General features: G+C 71.4%; 13 protein-coding genes. 4 read left to right on the forward strand and 9 right to left on the reverse strand.

Annotated features, from left to right (window positions below; all coding sequences use genetic code 11):
• Positions 1-254 precede the first annotated feature (254 nt).
• The 3 genes from lipA to AC5L36_RS32295 all read left to right on the forward strand — a co-directional run bounded on the left by lipA (position 255) and on the right by AC5L36_RS32295 (position 3221).
• Positions 255-1214, forward strand: coding sequence for a lipoyl synthase (lipA, locus tag AC5L36_RS32285; protein ID WP_441222546.1), 960 nt, complete (start codon positions 255-257; stop codon positions 1212-1214).
• Positions 1215-1293: 79 nt separating this feature from the next.
• A complete protein-coding gene (locus tag AC5L36_RS32290; RefSeq protein ID WP_441222547.1) occupies positions 1294-2358 on the forward strand; it encodes a cobalamin-independent methionine synthase II family protein in 1065 nt (354 codons plus the stop codon).
• A gap of 539 nt (positions 2359-2897) precedes the next feature.
• Entirely contained in the window at positions 2898-3221 is a 324-nt protein-coding gene (locus AC5L36_RS32295; protein ID WP_441222548.1) for a hypothetical protein, read from the forward strand.
• Here AC5L36_RS32295 and AC5L36_RS32300 read toward each other — a convergent pair.
• The 3 genes from AC5L36_RS32300 to AC5L36_RS32310 are packed head-to-tail and all read right to left on the reverse strand — an operon-like array spanning position 3194 to position 6647.
• Positions 3194-3472, reverse strand: coding sequence for a hypothetical protein (locus tag AC5L36_RS32300; RefSeq protein ID WP_441222549.1), 279 nt, complete (start codon positions 3470-3472; stop codon positions 3194-3196). The genes AC5L36_RS32295 and AC5L36_RS32300 overlap by 28 nt on opposite strands.
• Positions 3473-3487: 15 nt before the next feature.
• Positions 3488-6394, reverse strand: a complete 2907-nt coding sequence (locus tag AC5L36_RS32305) for a helix-turn-helix transcriptional regulator (RefSeq protein ID WP_441222550.1) — start codon at positions 6392-6394, stop codon at positions 3488-3490.
• Positions 6395-6452: 58 nt separating this feature from the next.
• Complete coding sequence (locus AC5L36_RS32310; protein ID WP_441222551.1) at positions 6453-6647, reverse strand: hypothetical protein; 195 nt, start codon at positions 6645-6647, stop codon at positions 6453-6455.
• 143 nt (positions 6648-6790) lie between these two features.
• Here AC5L36_RS32310 and AC5L36_RS32315 point away from each other — a divergent pair, with 143 nt between their 5' ends.
• Positions 6791-7480 carry a DUF4191 domain-containing protein gene (locus AC5L36_RS32315; RefSeq protein WP_441222552.1) on the forward strand — a complete coding sequence of 230 codons (690 nt, stop codon included), beginning with the start codon at positions 6791-6793 and terminating at the stop codon, positions 7478-7480.
• Positions 7481-7692: 212 nt separating this feature from the next.
• Here AC5L36_RS32315 and AC5L36_RS32320 read toward each other — a convergent pair whose 3' ends face one another.
• Genes AC5L36_RS32320 through AC5L36_RS32345 form a run of 6 tightly spaced genes read right to left on the reverse strand, consistent with a single transcriptional unit; the run spans position 7693 to position 15897 of the window.
• Positions 7693-9492, reverse strand: coding sequence for an exo-alpha-sialidase (locus AC5L36_RS32320; protein WP_441222553.1), 1800 nt, complete (start codon positions 9490-9492; stop codon positions 7693-7695).
• Positions 9492-10424, reverse strand: a complete 933-nt coding sequence (locus tag AC5L36_RS32325; RefSeq protein WP_441222554.1) for a dihydrodipicolinate synthase family protein — start codon at positions 10422-10424, stop codon at positions 9492-9494. The genes AC5L36_RS32320 and AC5L36_RS32325 overlap by 1 nt, the downstream gene beginning before the upstream one ends.
• Positions 10421-11428 carry an oligopeptide/dipeptide ABC transporter ATP-binding protein gene (locus tag AC5L36_RS32330; RefSeq protein ID WP_441222555.1) on the reverse strand — a complete coding sequence of 336 codons (1008 nt, stop codon included), beginning with the start codon at positions 11426-11428 and terminating at the stop codon, positions 10421-10423. The genes AC5L36_RS32325 and AC5L36_RS32330 overlap by 4 nt, the downstream gene beginning before the upstream one ends.
• Positions 11425-13317, reverse strand: coding sequence for a dipeptide/oligopeptide/nickel ABC transporter permease/ATP-binding protein (locus AC5L36_RS32335; RefSeq protein WP_441222556.1), 1893 nt, complete (start codon positions 13315-13317; stop codon positions 11425-11427). Before AC5L36_RS32335 ends, AC5L36_RS32330 begins: the two co-directional genes overlap by 4 nt.
• Positions 13314-14273 (reverse strand): ABC transporter permease, encoded by a 960-nt coding sequence (locus AC5L36_RS32340; protein WP_441222557.1) that lies wholly within the window; start codon positions 14271-14273, stop codon positions 13314-13316. The genes AC5L36_RS32335 and AC5L36_RS32340 overlap by 4 nt, the downstream gene beginning before the upstream one ends.
• 4 nt (positions 14274-14277) lie before the next feature.
• Positions 14278-15897: an ABC transporter substrate-binding protein gene (locus tag AC5L36_RS32345; RefSeq protein ID WP_441222558.1), complete on the reverse strand. Its 1620-nt coding sequence runs from the start codon at positions 15895-15897 to the stop codon at positions 14278-14280.
• Between the last annotated feature and the right edge of the window lie 108 nt (positions 15898-16005).

Below are 16005 nucleotides of genomic sequence, written 5' to 3' on the forward strand. Positions count from 1 at the left end.
CCGATGGGGCGCGGGCGAGTGGGGAACTCGCGGTGCCACCGCGCCTTCACCCCCGAAGGGGCCTCATTTTCGAAGCGGCTCAGGAGTGTCTTCACGCCCCGGCGCCGGGCCACCTTCACAGCACGCGGTAGCTCTCTCGGCCGGCGGATCGGGGCGGTACTTGGTTCCGTCGACGCCGCTCATGCCACGCTAACAGGACAAACCGGTGGTGGGCATCACATTAAGGGGAGGGTGAGGCTCGTCGCCTAATGTTCATGCGTGACCACGGCGAGCGTAGGCTCAGATCTGTGACCATCGCTCCAGAGGGACGGCGCCTGCTGCGCATCGAGGCGCGCAACGCCGAGACGCCGATCGAGCGCAAGCCGCCGTGGATCAAGGTCAAGGCCAAGATGGGCCCGGAGTACACCGAGCTGCGTGGCCTGGTCCAGCGCGAGGGCTTGCACACCGTGTGTCAGGAGGCCGGCTGCCCCAACATCTACGAGTGTTGGGAAGATCGCGAGGCCACCTTCCTCATCGGCGGCGACCAGTGCACCCGGCGGTGTGACTTCTGCCAGATCGACACGGGCAAGCCGGCCGAGTTCGACGCCGACGAGCCCCGCCGGGTCGGCGAGTCGGTCGCCACGATGGGCCTCCGCTACGCCACGGTCACCGGTGTCGCCCGCGACGACCTCCCCGACGGCGGCGCCTGGCTCTACGCGGAGACGGTCCGCCAGATCCACAAGCTCCAGCCCGGCTGCGGTGTCGAGCTGCTGATCCCCGACTTCAACGGCGACCCGGTGCAGCTCGGCGAGGTCTTCGACGCCCGCCCCGAGGTGCTCGCCCACAATGTCGAGACGGTGCCACGCATCTTCAAGCGCATCCGGCCGGCCTTCCGCTACGAGCGCTCGCTCGACGTGCTCACCCAGGCGCGCGCGGCCGGCATGGTGACCAAGTCCAACCTGATCCTCGGGCTGGGTGAGGAGCGTCACGAGATCTCCCAGGGCCTGCGCGACCTGCACGCCGCGGGCTGCGAGCTGGTGACCATTACGCAGTACCTCCGCCCGACCCCGCGCCACCACCCGGTGGAGCGCTGGGTCAAGCCGGAGGAGTTCGTCGAGCTCAAGGAGGAGGCCGAGCGCATCGGCTTCGCCGGCGTGATGAGCGGGCCGCTGGTGCGCTCCTCCTACCGCGCCGGCCGGCTATACCAGCAGGCTCTGGAGGCCCGCTCGAGCTGACGGCGCGATGTCACGCTCCGGGATGACTTACGGACGAAGCGTGTTGAGGAATCCTATAGAGATAGTTAGATTCCTCCCCATGAGTCTGCCGACGGAACCCATCGGAAGCATCCCCCGACCCGCCGCCCTCCTTACCGGTATCGCCGACCACGCGGCCGGCCGCATCGACAAATCCGCCCTGGACGGCCTGTACGACGATGCCGTGCGCGACACGATCGCGACGCTGGAGTCCCTCGGCTCGACCGTGGTGACGGACGGCGAGCAGACCAAGCCCTCCTTCGTGACCTACCCCCTCGCCGGTCTCGACAACCTCGCGCCGGACGGCGCGGTCATCCCCTTCGCCGACGGCCACACCCGGCAGCTGCCCCGGCTGGCGGCGGGTCCGTTCCGCTACGCGGCCCGCGCGGGCGACTACCTGCGCGCCGCCCAGCGACACGCGTCCGTGCCGGTCAAGCAGGCGGTCATCGCACCCTCCGCGCTGAGCCTTCTCTACCCCCAGGACCCCATCACCGGGTACAGCCGGGAAGAGTTCCTCGACGACCTCGTGGACGAGGCGGAGGCCGACATCCGCGACGCGCTCGACGCGGGTGCGCACCGCGTCCAGCTCGACTTCACCGAGGGCCGGCTCTCGATCAAGCTCGACCCGTCGGGTGGCGTGCTGCGGTCGTTCGTGGCACTCAACAACCGCGTGCTCGACCGCTTCACCGACGAGGAGCGGGCCCGGATCGGCGTACACACGTGTCCCGGCGGCGACCAGGACTCCACGCACAGCCTCGACGTCGAATACGCCGCGCTGCTTCCGGACCTGTTCGCCATCAACGCCGGCGTCTTCTACGTTCAGCTCGCCAGCGAGGCCGACCCCGACGCGGCGCTCGCCGCGGTGGCCGCGCACCTCCGCCCGGGCCAGCGGGTCTTCGTCGGCGTCACCGACCCGATCGACCCGGCGGTCGAAACCCCGGCCCAGGTGCGCGACCGCGTGCTCCGCGCGGCCGAGCACATCCCCCCGGACCGCCTCGGCACCTGCGACGACTGCGGCTTCGCGCCATTCGGCGACGACACCTCCACGTCGCGGGAGACCGCCTTCGCCAAGGTACGCGCGCGGGTGGAGGGGACCGCACTGGCCGCTGACGCATTGGGCGTCTAAAGATCGCTGCTCCCGCGACCGCAGGTCGCGGTCACCCGCCGGCCGCGCGACAGTCGCCGTTGCCCACGACATCCCCGCCGCGGCGGGGGCCGGCATCAGGGTGCCGTCGCAACCGGTAAGCGCGACGGCGGCAGGGACAGCGCACGGATTCCAGATCTAGGAGAGTTAGGGCGCCATACCAGCCCTAAGTCTCCTAGATCTCCATAGCTGACGCGGACCGCAGGCTCTCGTGGATAACACAGCGTAAGCAGGTGAGCGAGGGTTGCGCCGTTTGTGGTTCGGCGCAGTTCGCGGCAAGAGCCATTGCGGACAACGGCGACCGTCACGCGGTGTGGCGTCTTTGCCGCGACCAGCGGCGGACGGGCGAGGCCGCGGGAGCAACGGCATGGACCACGACGGGCGTCGCGGTAGCCCAAATCTGTCTTTGAATCGAGCTTGGAGGATGCGGCGCCCCGACTCCGGAAGCTCTCGAGAGGCCGGGAGCGACGTCTAGCATCCAACGATGTGGATACCGGCGCCGGCGACCGGGAGCTAGGCCGATGGAAAAGTGGGAGTACGCGTCGCTGTACCTGGTGAAGGTGAGAAACCAGGTGCGCGAGTCGCGCCTGTTTCGCGACGACAAGGTGACCGTGGAAAACAAGCTCGTCGCGGTCATCGTGCGGGTCAAGGTCGACACGATCCGCACGCAGGTCTCCTCCGACATCGCCGCGTTCAACTGGGCCGGGCAGCAGGGCTGGCGGGTGAGGCTCGACGGTGCGGCCCCGCCTGGCCCGGTGCCCGACCTGGTGACCGAGGCCGTCCGCGCCGACGGTGAGGCCGTCGCGTGCCGGCAGTTTTACCTGGAGCGGGCGCTCGCCGGCTGAGTGGCCGCACGGCGTAGCTCGCGCATGCCGCGCCGGCCGATGTAGACGGTCGCCACACCGGACAGCCCGCCGAACGCGGCCAGCGAGAGCGCTGGCGCCCACCCGCCGAGGCTGCCGAGCTCGTCGTCCGCGGCGAAAAGGGCCACGGTGTAGCCCGCGGTGGCGAGGATAAGCAGGGTGACGACGGCCCCGACGGCGGCCATCACCATCGCCGCGACGCCGCCGGCGCGTGTGGGAGTCTCCGCGGTCATGCCCGCATGGTAAAGCTAGGAACGCTCCTCCAGCAGCCCCAAGCGGTGTGCGACCGCGGCCGCCTCCACCCGATTGGCCACCGCGAGCTTGGCGATGATGCGGGAGACGTGGACGCTGGCCGTCTTGGGCGAGATGTAGAGCTGCTCGGCGATCCGCCTATTGCTCAGCCCTTCGGCCACCAGGCGGAGCACCTCCTGCTCGCGCACCGTCAGCAGCTCCGGCTCGTCGGGCGCGGAACGGCTGGACACCCGCAGGCCGACGCGGCGGGCCAGCGTGTCGAGCTCTTCCCGGAGGGGGGCGGCGTGCAGGTCGTCGGCGATGCAGCAGGCCTCCTCGACCGCCTCGCCGACAAGGCCGCGCTCGCCGGCCGCCGCGGCGGCCTCCGCGAGGCCGAGCAGGGCGCGGGCCAGCGGGTAGGGCTGGCCGTCGACCCGCCAGGCCGCGACCGCCTCCTGCCAGGCGGGCAACGCGCCGGGACCGCGGGCCAGGATGGCGCGGGTCTGTGCGGCCCCCGCCCGCTGCGCGGGGTGTCGCGAGCTCAGCTCGGCCATCCCGGCGCGGACCTGCTTGGCCACCGCTTCGTCGTCGCCGAGCGCGGCGGCGCGGGCGGCGGCGACCATCAGCGGCCACATGTAGCGCGGGAACTCCTCGGCGCGGGGCACGGCGAGCCCGGTCTTCGCCGCCTCGACCGCGCCAGGCAGGTCGCCGCGCTGGAGGGCGGCCTCGATGCGCAGCTCGTGCAGCGGGATGGCGAGCTGGTGCTCCAGGTATGGCCGGCCGAGGAAGCTCAACGCCCGGGCCACCAGCTCGTCGGCGCCGGGGTGGGCGCGGGCCAGCCGGAGCTGGGCGCGGATCTGGAGCCAGTGGAGGCCGAGCGTGCCCGGCGGGTCGATGCGGGCGGTCTCGGCGCAGAGCGCGTCGGCCTCGTCCCACCGGCCCAGCGCCCAGAGCGCCTCGGCGTGGTTGGAGAGCAGGAACGCGCCGGTCGAGCGGCTGATGCCGACCCGCTTGGCCTCGACCGTGCCGTCGGCGGCGTTGCGCGCGGACTCCGTGTACTCACCGACCTCGAAGAGGGCGTCGGAGATGTTGACCAGCGCGTGGACCAGCTGCGGCACGTCGCCGGTGCGGCGGGCCAGCTCTTCGGCCTTGCGCAGCTCGGCGAGGCCGGCCTCGGCGGAGATCTCGTTGGTGCACACGCGGCCGTAGGTGAGCGTCGCCGCGACCTGGGCCGCGGGGTCACCGAGCGCCTCGGCGTCGGCCATCGCCTCGCGGGCGATGCGCGCGCCCTCCGCCACGCCGACCTTGCCGAGGTGGGTGGCGACGTTGGCCAGGATCAGCACCCGCTCGGGCTCGTTGGGCACGTCGTGCACCAGCTCGTACGCCGTGCGGAGCTCGGTCGCGCCGTCGCCCTTGCCGAGCACGCGCATCAGCCGGCCGCGGCGCTCCAGCATGCGGGCGGCGCGCAGCGGCTCGGCGTCTCTGTCGATCTCGGCGAGTGCGGCGCGGGTGAGGCTCATCGCGCGGGCGTAGTCGCCGGCCGTGGACGCGGCGAGCAGCGTCTCCTCCAGCAGCCCGAGATGGTCCATGCCGAGCCGGTCGGCGGCGTCGGGCACCTGCTCCCACAGCTCGAGCACGCGCTCCAGCAGCCGGCTCTTCTCCGCGTACGCGTACCGCTTGCCGGCCGCCGTCGCCGCCGCCCACGCCGAGGTGAGCGCGCGGGGGTGGTCGTGCGCCGCATACCAGTGGTGGGCGATCTCGGCGGGCGCGCGGTCGGCGCCGACGAGCTGGGGCCGGGCCTCGATGGCGGCCGCGTAGCGGGCGTGCAGGCGGGCCCGCTCGCCGGGCAGCGCGTCTTCGTGGACGGCCTCGCGCACCAGCGCGTGGCGGAACTCGTATCCCCCGTCGGCGCCGGCCACCAGCAGCTGGGCGGCGACCGCGGTGCGGAGCGCGTCTTCGAGCGCGTGGTCGGGCTGCTCGGCGACCTGGACGAGCAGGTCGTGGCCGATCCGGTTACCACCGGCGGCGGCCAGCCGGAGGACCCGCTGCGCCGCGTCGGGCAGCCGGTCGATCCGGGCGAGGAGGAGGTCGCGAAGGGTGTCGGGCAGGTCGCGGCAGCCGTCGGGGTCGCTGGAGACGGCCAGCTCCTCGACGAAGAACGGGTTGCCCTGGGAGCGGTCGTAGACGTTGTCGACGAGCGCGGGGCGGGGCTCGGCGCCGAGCAGGTCGGCGAGGATCTCCATCGTGCCGTCGCGGTCGAGCCGGTCGAGATCGACGCGCTCGACGCCACGGGCCCGGTCGAGCTCGGCGAGGAACGGCCGTAGCGGGTGGCCCCGGTGCAGCTCGTCGGAGCGGAACGTGCAGATCAGCAGCGCCTGTGCCGTGCGCGCCGAGCGGATCAGAAACGCGATGAGGTCGCGGGTGGAGCGGTCGGCCCAATGCATGTCTTCGACGATCAGGACCAGCGGGCGCTCCCGGGCCAGCCGCCCGAAGAGGCCGGCCACCAGCTCGAAAAGGTAGCCCCGATTGGCGTCGACGAGCCCCTCTGGGCCGGCCGGGCCCAGCTCGGGCAACAGCCGGGCGAACTCGTGCTCGTGCCCGTCGAAAGCCGCCGGGCCGTCGCCGCGCAGCAGGTCGCGCAGTGCGGCCACGAAGGGCGCGAACGGCAGGCCCTCCTCGCCCAGCTCGAGGCACTGGCCGGTGAGGACGCGGACGCCCTCGCCCAGCGCGTAGCGCCGAAACTCCTCGACCAGCCGGGTCTTGCCGATCCCCGCCTCGCCGCCGAGCAGCACCGTCGTGGGCTCGTCGCCGCGGGCGCGCTTGAGCGCGTCGCGCAGCGCCGCGAAGTCGGCGTCGCGACCCACGAGGACGGAGCTTGTGGCTCGGGCGGTCACGAGATCGAGCATGCCATGCCCCTCCGACATCTCATTAACGATTAAGAGCCGTGGGGCTCGCCCCCGTGACGAGCCCCACGGCCGGAGATCAGGAGAGCGCTGGCGCCCGCGTGGCGGCCCCGTGGTGCCGCCGCCCGGCGCGGGACCACCAGCGTGGCTGCTCGGGGCCGTTCCCACCGCGTACGACGGAGCGGGCCAGGCGCACCCGGTCGGCCTCGGCGTGCAGCTCGGCGGAACGGTGACGGTGAAGGGTCAGTGCGGAGTGTGCGTCGAGGTTCGTCATGACCATTACTCTTCGCGCGAAGGCAGCGCCGGCGCATGGGTGCGATGCCCGATCTTCCAGGTGGGAGGGGTACTTACCCCGGCCCGCGGCGGAGCCCTAGGGCCGTAAGGTCCTTACCGCGCCCAGCCCTTAGACTTCCTGGCATGGCAAAGCCCGAGGAGAAGGTCGGTTTCGGTCAGCGGCTGAAGCAGATCGGGATGGTTTTCTCGTTCACCGCCAAACGCGACAAGTGGTTCGCCCCACTGGTCGCCGCCGCGGTGCTCATCCCGCTCGCCCTGACCGTGGTGGCGGTGATCACCTGGGGCTGGCTGTGGCTGCCGGTGGGCATCCTGCTCACGCTCCTCGCCGTGCTCATCGTGCTCAACGTGCGCTCCAACGCCGCGATGATGAACGCCGCGGAGGGCCAGCCCGGCGCCGCCGCCCAGCTCGTCGAAAACATGCGCGGCGACTGGCGGGTCACCACCGCCCTCAGCTCCACCACGCAGATGGACATGGTGCACCTCGTGCTGGGCCGGCCGGGCGTGATCCTCCTGGCGGAGGGCAACCCGCAGCGCGTGCGCAGCCTCCTCGGCCAGGAAAAGCGCCGGCTCGCCAAGGTCATCGGCAACGCCCCGATGTACGACTACATCATCGGCACCGAGGAGGGCGAGCTGTCGGTCCGCAAGCTGCGGACCACGCTCATGCGCCTGCCGCGCAACCTCACCGGCAAAGACGTCAACGCGCTCGACAAGCGGCTCACCGCCCTCTCCGCCCGCCCCAACCTCCCCAAGGGCGCCATCCCGAAGAACATGCGCCCCTCGAAGGGCGCCTTCCGCCAGATGCGCGGCCGCTAGGTCGCTGCCGGCTCCGGCCTCAAGGCCATTTCGAATATTTGAGCTACCGCGATGTTCGTCGTGGTCCGTGCCGTCGCTCCCGCGGCCTCACCCATCGCTGCTGGTCGCGGTTACCCCTTGATCACCCACACGCGCCGAAAAGATCGTGGTACTCCGGTCCCCCATAGGGGGTCTGAAGTACCACGATCTCGTTCCTGCCCGGCTAGCGGTCGCTAGAACGGGAGTCGTAGGCCCAGGCGGCCGCCGAGCGGGGCGTTCCAGTCGCGGACCAGGCGCAGCTCGGTGTCGGTGAGGCCGCGGCGGTAGACGCGCACCTCGTCGACCGTGCCGCGGAAGCGGTCGGCGCCGTCCACGCGCTGTCCGATGTGGATGCCTTGCACGCCGAACTCCTTGCCCGCCGTCACCGAGCCCGGCGGTGCGGTCGTCGATGCCACCTCGGTGCCGTCGACGAGCAGGGCCAGCCGGCCGTCCGCGCGGCGCAGGGCCACGTGGTGCCACGCGCCGTCGTTGTAGGCGGACGTCGAGGCCACGCTCACCGTGAAGCGGTCGACGACCATCAGGGCCCGGATCCGTTTGCTCGCCGGCTCCGCGCGCAGCCAGATCTGCGGGGTGGTCCCGCTTCCCATCCGGTACGCCCAGAGGATCGCGCCCTGCTTGGTCGGCTCGGCGTAGCGGATCCAGGCGGTGAGCGTGAAGTCGCCGCCGCCGAGGTCGATCGAGCGGTCGAACGGCACCTCGACGCGGTCGTCGACGCCGTCCAGCGCCAGCCCGCCGCCGAAGCGCCCGTCCTCGACACCGGCCGCTCCGCCGCGCAGGTAGGCGTCGTTGCGCGCGGGCGACACGTCCGGCGTCGTCGGGGCCGGAGCGGGTGGGCCGGGGATGCCCGGCGGCGTGCCGTTGGGCGTGTCCAGGTAGGCCTCGTCGAAGCGGGTCCACCGGATGCTCTCGTACGGCGTCGAGGTGCCTGACTCGTACATCAGCGCGGCCTCGTCGCCGTCGAGCCGCACCATGTCGGAGTACGCGGTCGGGCCCCACGAGAAGACCTTGCCCTGCCGCCACGTCTCCCAGGTGCGCCCCTCGTCGTACGACGAGCGGATCGACGCCACCTCGCGCGCGGCCGGGTGTGCCGGCGCCGAGAAGAGGATCCGCCCCGAGTCGAAGCGGAGCAGTGAGCCCTGCACGTCCGGCATCTCCAACGCCGGCAGTGTCCGGAAGGGACGATCCAAGGTCTCGCCGCCGTCGCTGCTCGTCGCGTACGCCCGGCTGCCCGGGTCGGTGCCCCGCTCGCGGGCCAGCGCGTATATCCGCCCGTCGCGCAGCTCGACGACGGTCACCTCCTGCGCGATGACCCGCCCGTCGTCGCGGGACGTCTCCGCGCCGATGTGCCATGTCTCGCCGCCGTCATCGCTGTAGAGCAGGTGTGTGCCGTACACGTGCGGGCCGACCCGATCCCAGCTCTCGAAGCTCGCGCCGACCACCAGTCGCCCGGCGTGCGGGCCGCGGGTGAGCTGGATGCCGTGCATCGGCCCGGTGGCGTACCAGTGGTTCCACTCCGGACGCTTCGCCTCGGTCAGCTCGCGCGGCGCCGACCAGGTGGCCCCGACGTCGTCGCTCACCTGCACGTACGGGTCGCGGTCGCACCCGTCGGGGCACGGTGCCGGTCCATTGTGGGTGGTCACGACGACGACCCGTCCGGTGCGGCGGTCGACGATCGGCACCGGGTTGCCGTGCGTGCTCCCGTTGCCCTCGGATACCACCTGGAGCGGCCCCCACGTGCGCCCGCCGTCGGTCGAGCGGCGGAGCACGAGGTCGATGTCGCCGTCGTCGCCGCAGTCCGCGACCCGCCCCTCGGCGAAGGCCAGCACGGTGCCGTCGTTGGCCCGCACGACGGCGGGGATGCGGAAGCAGGAGTAGCCGGAATCGCCCTGCCGGTACAGCACCTGCTCGTCGACCGAGGGTGCCGGGGCGGCCACCGAAGGGCCGAGCAGCGCGAGTGCGAGGAGCGCCTTCATCAGACCAGCCCCGCCGCGGCCAGGTACTTGCCGACCCGGGCGATCTCGTCATCGTCGAGCGGCACCTGTGGCGGCGCGGTCGTCGGGTGGTCGATGACGCCGCGCAGGAAGAGTGCCGCCTTGAAAGCACCCAGTGCGGACGAGCTGATGCCCATGCGTGTGCCTCCCACCGTGATGAGTTCGAAGAGGTGAAACAGCCGCTCCTGCTCGGCCCGCGCGGCGTCCCACTCGCCGGCCCACGCCGACCTCAGCAGCCGCACGTACCCGTGCGGGTCCACATTGCCCAGTCCGGGGACGACCCCGTTGGCGCCCATCCACAGCGCTGAGTCGACGGTCAGCTCGGACCCGGTCAGCACGCTGAACCCGCTGACGTCCTCCCGGTCGCGGCGGCCGAGGATCACCGACCGCAGCCCGCCCTCGTCGCCGCTGGAGTCCTTGACGCCGGCCAGTACGCCCTCGGCGGCCAGGTCCAGCACGAGGTCGGTGCTGAGCTTGGTGTGCACCGACACCGGCAGGTCGTACGCGTACAGCGGCCGCGCCGCCGCGTCGGCGATCGCGCGGAAGTGGGCCCGGATCTCGGTCGGATGCGTGCGCGCGTAGAAGGGCGCGGTGGCGACGATCCCGTCCACGCCGGCGTCCACAGCGGACCGCACGTGGTCCAGCACCCGCATCGTCGTCATGTCGATGACACCGGCGAGCACCGGCACCCGCCCGGCGACGTGCGCGACGACGGTGTCCAGCACGACCCGGCGGTGCCGGTCCGGCAGGAACGCCGCCTCCGACGAGGAACCGAGCAGGAACAGCGCGTCCACACCCCCGTCGATCAGGTGGTCGACGAGCCGGGTCAGCGAGCCGGTGTCCACCTCGTACCGCGGGGTGAGCGGGGTGCACACCGGAGGGATGACGCCGGTGAGGGCTTGGGCCGTGGTCATGAACGCTCCTGTGCTTGGCTGATCAGCTCGCGGTCGGTGGCGCCGGCCGGCACCGGGTGGTAGCAGCGGATGAGCTGCCCGGTGTCGCCGTCGAGCGGCGGCATCTCGTCCGCGCAGTCGTCTTCGGCCCGCCAGCAGCGGGTACGGAAAGGGCAGCCGCTCGGCGGCCGGGTGGCCGACGGCACCGGTCCCACCAGCGGGATGGGATCGATCGGGTGCAGCAGGCCGGGCGTGGCGGAGAAGAGCGCCCGCGTGTAGGGATGCCGCGCGCCGTGCGGCAGCGCCGCGGCCGGCGTCTCCTCGACGATCCGGCCGAGGTACATGGTGACGACCCGGTCGCTCATCCGCCGTACCGTCTGGATGTCGTGCGAGACGAAGACGAGCGCGAGGCCGAGCCGCTCTTTGAGGTCGAGCAGCAGGTTGAGGATCTGCGCCCGCACCGACACGTCGAGCGCGCTCGTCGGCTCGTCGGCGACCAGCAGGTCGGGTTCGAGCGCGAGCGCGCGGGCGATCGCCACCCGCTGCCGCTGCCCGCCGGAGAGCTGGCCGGGCAGCACGTCGGCGGCGCTGGCAGGGAGACCCACCTGGGCGAGCAGCTCGCGCACCCGCTCCGCGCGCTGCCGAGGTGTGCCCCGGCCGTGCACGTCGAGCGGGTCGCGCAGCACCTTGCGCACCGGCAGCCGCCGGTTGAGCGCGGTGGACGGGTCCTGGAAGACCATGCCGACGCCCGCTCCGATCAGGCGGCGCCGCCGGAAGTCGGGCATGCTTCCCAGGTCGTTCCCCTTGAAGGTGACCGTTCCCGACGTCGGGCGCTGGAGGCCGACGAGCACCTTGGCGAGCGTGGTCTTGCCGCAGCCGGACTCCCCCACGATGCCGACGGTCTCGCCGGGCGCGACGGTGAGGTCGGCGCCGGTGAGCGCATAGACACGGTCGCGGTGGAACAGCCCGCCGGAGCGCGCCTTGTGCACCACGTGCACATCGGACAGTTCAACAAGGACTGTCATGAGACACCCGCCAGTACGGTCGCCGGGTGATGGCAGGCGACGGCGTGCCCGTCGAGCCCGACCAGCGGTGGGGCTTCGGAGCGGCACACGGAGGAAGCCATCGGACAGCGGTCGGCGAAGCGGCAGCCGGACGGGAAGTCGGCCGGCGACGGCACCACGCCGCGGATCTGGGTGAGCCGCGGCGCCGCGGACTCCAGCGACAGCACCGAGCCGAGGAGCCCGCGGGTGTAGTGGTGCGCGGGCGCGCCGACGAGCGACGCGGTGACGCCGGTCTCGACGATCTGCCCGCCGTACATCACCGCGACCCGGTCGGTCACGTCGGCGACCAGGGCCAGGTCGTGGGAGACGAGGATCAGTGCGAAGCCGAGCTCGGCGCGCAGGCGCAGCAGCAGCTCGATCACCTGCGCCTGGACGGTCACGTCGAGCGCGGTCGTGGGTTCGTCGGCGACGATCAGCTTGGGGTCTCGGGAGAGCGCCATCGCGATGAGCACCCGCTGCCGCTGCCCGCCGGAGAGCTCGTGTGGGTACGACGAGAGCGTGCGCTTCGGGTCGAGCCCGACCATCTCCAGCAGCTCGGTCGCGCTCCGCTTGCCGCCACGCCGGATCAGCTGCTTGAGCTGGGCCCGGATGGTCATCGCCGGGTTGAGGGAGGAGAGCGCGTCCTGGTAGATCATCGCCATGTCGTGGCCGAGCAGCCGCCGGCGGGCCCGGCGCGGCAGGGCGAGCAGGTCCTTCCCGTCGAAGCGCACCTGCCCGCTCACCCGGGCCCCGCGCGGCTCGAGACCCATCACGGTCAGCGCGGTGAGCGACTTGCCGCAGCCGGACTCGCCGACCAGCCCGAGCACCTCGCCGGGGCGCACTTCGAAGCCGATGCCGTCGACGATGTCCACGTCGTCGTGCCGGCCGGGGAAGCTGATCCGCAAGCGCTCGACCGAAAGCACGGGCCGGCCGGCGGGCAGCGGCCGGGCCCGCTCGGCGAGCCGCCGGGCCGCCTCGGCGAGTCCGGGCAGCTGGACCACGTCGCCCGAGCCGGGCTTGACCGCCTCGATGGCGTCACCCTCCTTTGTGGAGCGGGGCGCCCGGCGTGCGGTGGGCGCGGCCCAGGCGTCCGAGACGCCCTCGGAGAGGATGTTGAGCGACAGCACGGTGAGGAGGATCAGCAGGCCCGGGAATACGGTGGCCCACCAGCCGCCGAGCAGCACCATGTTCTTGCCGTCGGCGATGACGCTGCCCCAGGAGGGGTTCGGCGGCCGCACACCCGCGCCGATGAACGACAACGACGCCTCGAAGACGATCGCGTCGGCCACCATCACCGTGCAGAAGACCAGCACCGGCGCGGCGCAGTTGACGGCGACGTGCTTGACCAGGATGTGCCAGGTGCGCGCGCCGATGGTCCGCTCGGCGGCGACGTAGTCCTCGCCGTACTGGGCGAGCACGTTGGCGCGTACCACGCGGGCGACGGGCGGTGTGTAGAGGAAGGCGATCGCGAAGACGAGCACCTGTATGCCGCCGCCGAAGACCGCCACGAGCACGGCGGCCAGTGCGATCCCGGGAAACGCCATGACGACGTCGAGGATCCGCATCATGCCCTCGTCGACCCACTTCGGGGCCGCGGCGGCGGTGGCGCCCACGATGGCGCCGACGACGAGCGCGGACGCGGTCGCGCCCAGGCCGATGACGAGCGACCAGCGCGCGCCGTGCATGAGCCGGCTGAGGATGTCGCGGTTGGCGCTGTCGAGCCCCATCCAGTGGTCGGCCGAGGGGCCGCCGCCGGCACTGGCCTGGTCGAGGGGCGAATGCGGCGCGATCCACGGCGCGAGGAGCGCGACGAGCGCGATCGCGAGGAGCACGCCGAGAGATATCCAGGAGAGCGGCGAGAGGCGTCTCATGAGGCGCTCCGGAGGCGCGGGTTCACCAGCAGGTACAGGATGTCGACGGCGAGGTTGACCACGACGAAGCCGGTGGCGATGGTCAGCACCACGCCCTGCACGACGGCGGGGTCGCCGTTGGTGACCCCGTCGATCATGAGCTTGCCCATGCCCGGGAGCGCGAAGATCGTCTCGATCACCACCGCGCCGCCGAGCAGGTAGCCGACCCGCAGACCGAGCACGGTCAACGGGTTGATGAGCGCGTTGCGCAGGACGTTGCGGCCGACCACGACGATCGGCGGCAGCCCGCTGCCGATCGCCGTGCGCACGTAGTCCTTGTCCAGCTCCTCCACCATCGACGTGCGCACGATGCGGGTGAGCTGTGCGGCGACCGGCAGCGACAGGGCCAGCGCGGGCAGCGTCATCGAGCGCAGCCACCCGGTGAACGAGTCGGCCGGGTTGATGTACCCGCCGGTCGGGAACCACCCCCGGTCCACCGCGAGCCACTGGATCATCAGCAGCGCCAGCCAGAACCCGGGCGCCGCCACCCCGCCCAGCGACACCACCCGGATCACCTGGTCGGGCCACCTGTCCCGGAAGATCGCCGCGGTGACACCCAGCAGAAGCGAGGTCACCACGGCGATCCCGAGCCCGAGGAAGGTCAGCTGCATCGTCAGCGGCAGCGCGGTGAGCACCGAGTCGAGCACCGGCGCCCGGGTCAGCACGCTCGTGCCCATGTCGCCCTGGAGCAGGTCGCCGACGAAACGCACGTACCGCACCGGCAGCGGGTCGGTCAGCCCGTTCTCCTCGCGAAACTGCTGGATCTGCTCCTGCGTCGGGTTCGTGCCCTGGAAGTACGCGTACTCGGGCTTGTTGTTCGAGAACCGCATGACGATGAAGACGAACAGGATCACACCCAGCAGCAGCGGGATCAGGATGAGGATGCGGCGGGCCAGCATCCGGGCGATCACGGACACGAGCTCAGACTCGCTTGGACTGGAGCAGGTTGATGCCTGGGTACCCCTGCGGGCGCACGCCGGTGAGCTTCTTGCTGTCCCAGGCGGTCATCAGCTCGGTGTGCACGACCGGGTAGAGCACCGCCTGCTCGGCGATCACGTTGAGGTACTGGTGGGTGAGGTCCAGCTTCTTCGCCGGGTCGGGCTCCTCGGTCGCCTTGTCCATCAACGCGAAGAGGTCCTTCGCCGCCGGGCTGGCGTCCCACTTCGTGTACTTCATCCAGACGCCGCCGGGCGTGTAGTTGTACCGCAGGATCAGGTCGGCGTCGATGCCGAACTGGTTGGGGTTGGAGGCGGCCGCCACGACCTGGTAGTCCTGCGACTGGTCCATCTTCGTGAACAGCGCGCTGGTGTCCTGCGGCTGGAGCGTGGTCTTGACGCCGATCGCGTTCCAGGAGTTGGCGATCGTGGGCAGGCAGTCGGCGATCCAGCTCACGTTGACCGCCATCAGCGTGATCGACAGCCCGGTCACACCAGCCGCGGCGAGCAGCGACTTGGCCTTGTCCGGGTCGTACGCGTACACGGTGCTGGCCCGTTCGTAAGACGGGTTGCCCTCGTTGAGGAAGCTCGTCGACGCGGTGCCGTGCCCCTTGAGCGCGACGTCGATCATCGTCTTGGTGTCGATCGCGTACAGCAGGGCCTGCCGCACCCGCACGTCGTCGAACGGCTTGTTGCCGGTGTTGAACATCAGGAACATGTGGTTCATGCCCTTGGCGCCCTCGACCGTGAGCCCGCCGCTCTTGAGCTGGTCGATGTTGGCGTACGGGATGTTGTCCGAGATCTGCGCCTCCGCGTGCGAGCCGGAGATCTTCGCGACGCGGGCCGCGGCGTCCACGATGGACAGCCAGTTCATCTTCTTGTACGCGGCCGGGCGCGGCCCGTTGTAGTCGGCGAACGCCTCGAAGGTGGTGTTCGACTTCGGGTTGTGCGCGGTCTGCTTGAACGGTCCGGAGCCGACCGCCTTGCCGCCCTTGGCCGCGTCCCAGCCGCCGGCGACGCCGAAGACGTGCTTCGGCAGGATCTTGGCGATGGCGAGCCGCCGGAGCGCGTCCGGGAAGGGGAACTTGAAGACGAGCTCCACGCTCGTGTCGTCGACCTTGCGCACCTCCTTCAGCCACGCCCGGAAGAAGTTGCCCACCAGCGGCTTGACCTCGGGGTCCAGGACCCGTTCGAAGGTGAAGAGCACGTCGTCGACGGTGACCGGCTGCCCGTCGTGCCACTTGGCGCCCTGCCGCAGCGTGAACTTCCAGGTGGTCGCGGTCGGGTCGGCCGGCAGCGCGGTGGCGAGCGCCGGGTACGGCTCGCGGCTCACCGGGTCGGTCTCGACGAGCGCCTCGTAGATGTGCTGGATGGCGGCCATCGAGAAGGCGGACGCGGTCTGGGTGGGATCCCAGCTCTGGTCGTTGCCGTAGCCGATCACGGCGGTGACCAGCTCCTTGTCTCCGTCGCCACCCGTCGAGCCGGTGGAGGCCGGCCCGCTGCCGCAGGCGGACACGGTCGCCGTGACGGTGGTGGCGGCGCCGAGGATCGCGGTGTAGCGCAGAAGATCGCGGCGGCTTATGGTCCGATATGTCGAGGTACCCACGGTGCCTCCTTCGCGTCCACTCATGGGACGTCCTATGTCCTACGTCCTGGAGAGGCTAGGCGCCCATCGATCACGCGGTCAAGAGGCTGTTACCGGTGTGTTTCGTTT

This window comes from Phytohabitans sp. LZ39 (genome assembly GCF_059359075.1).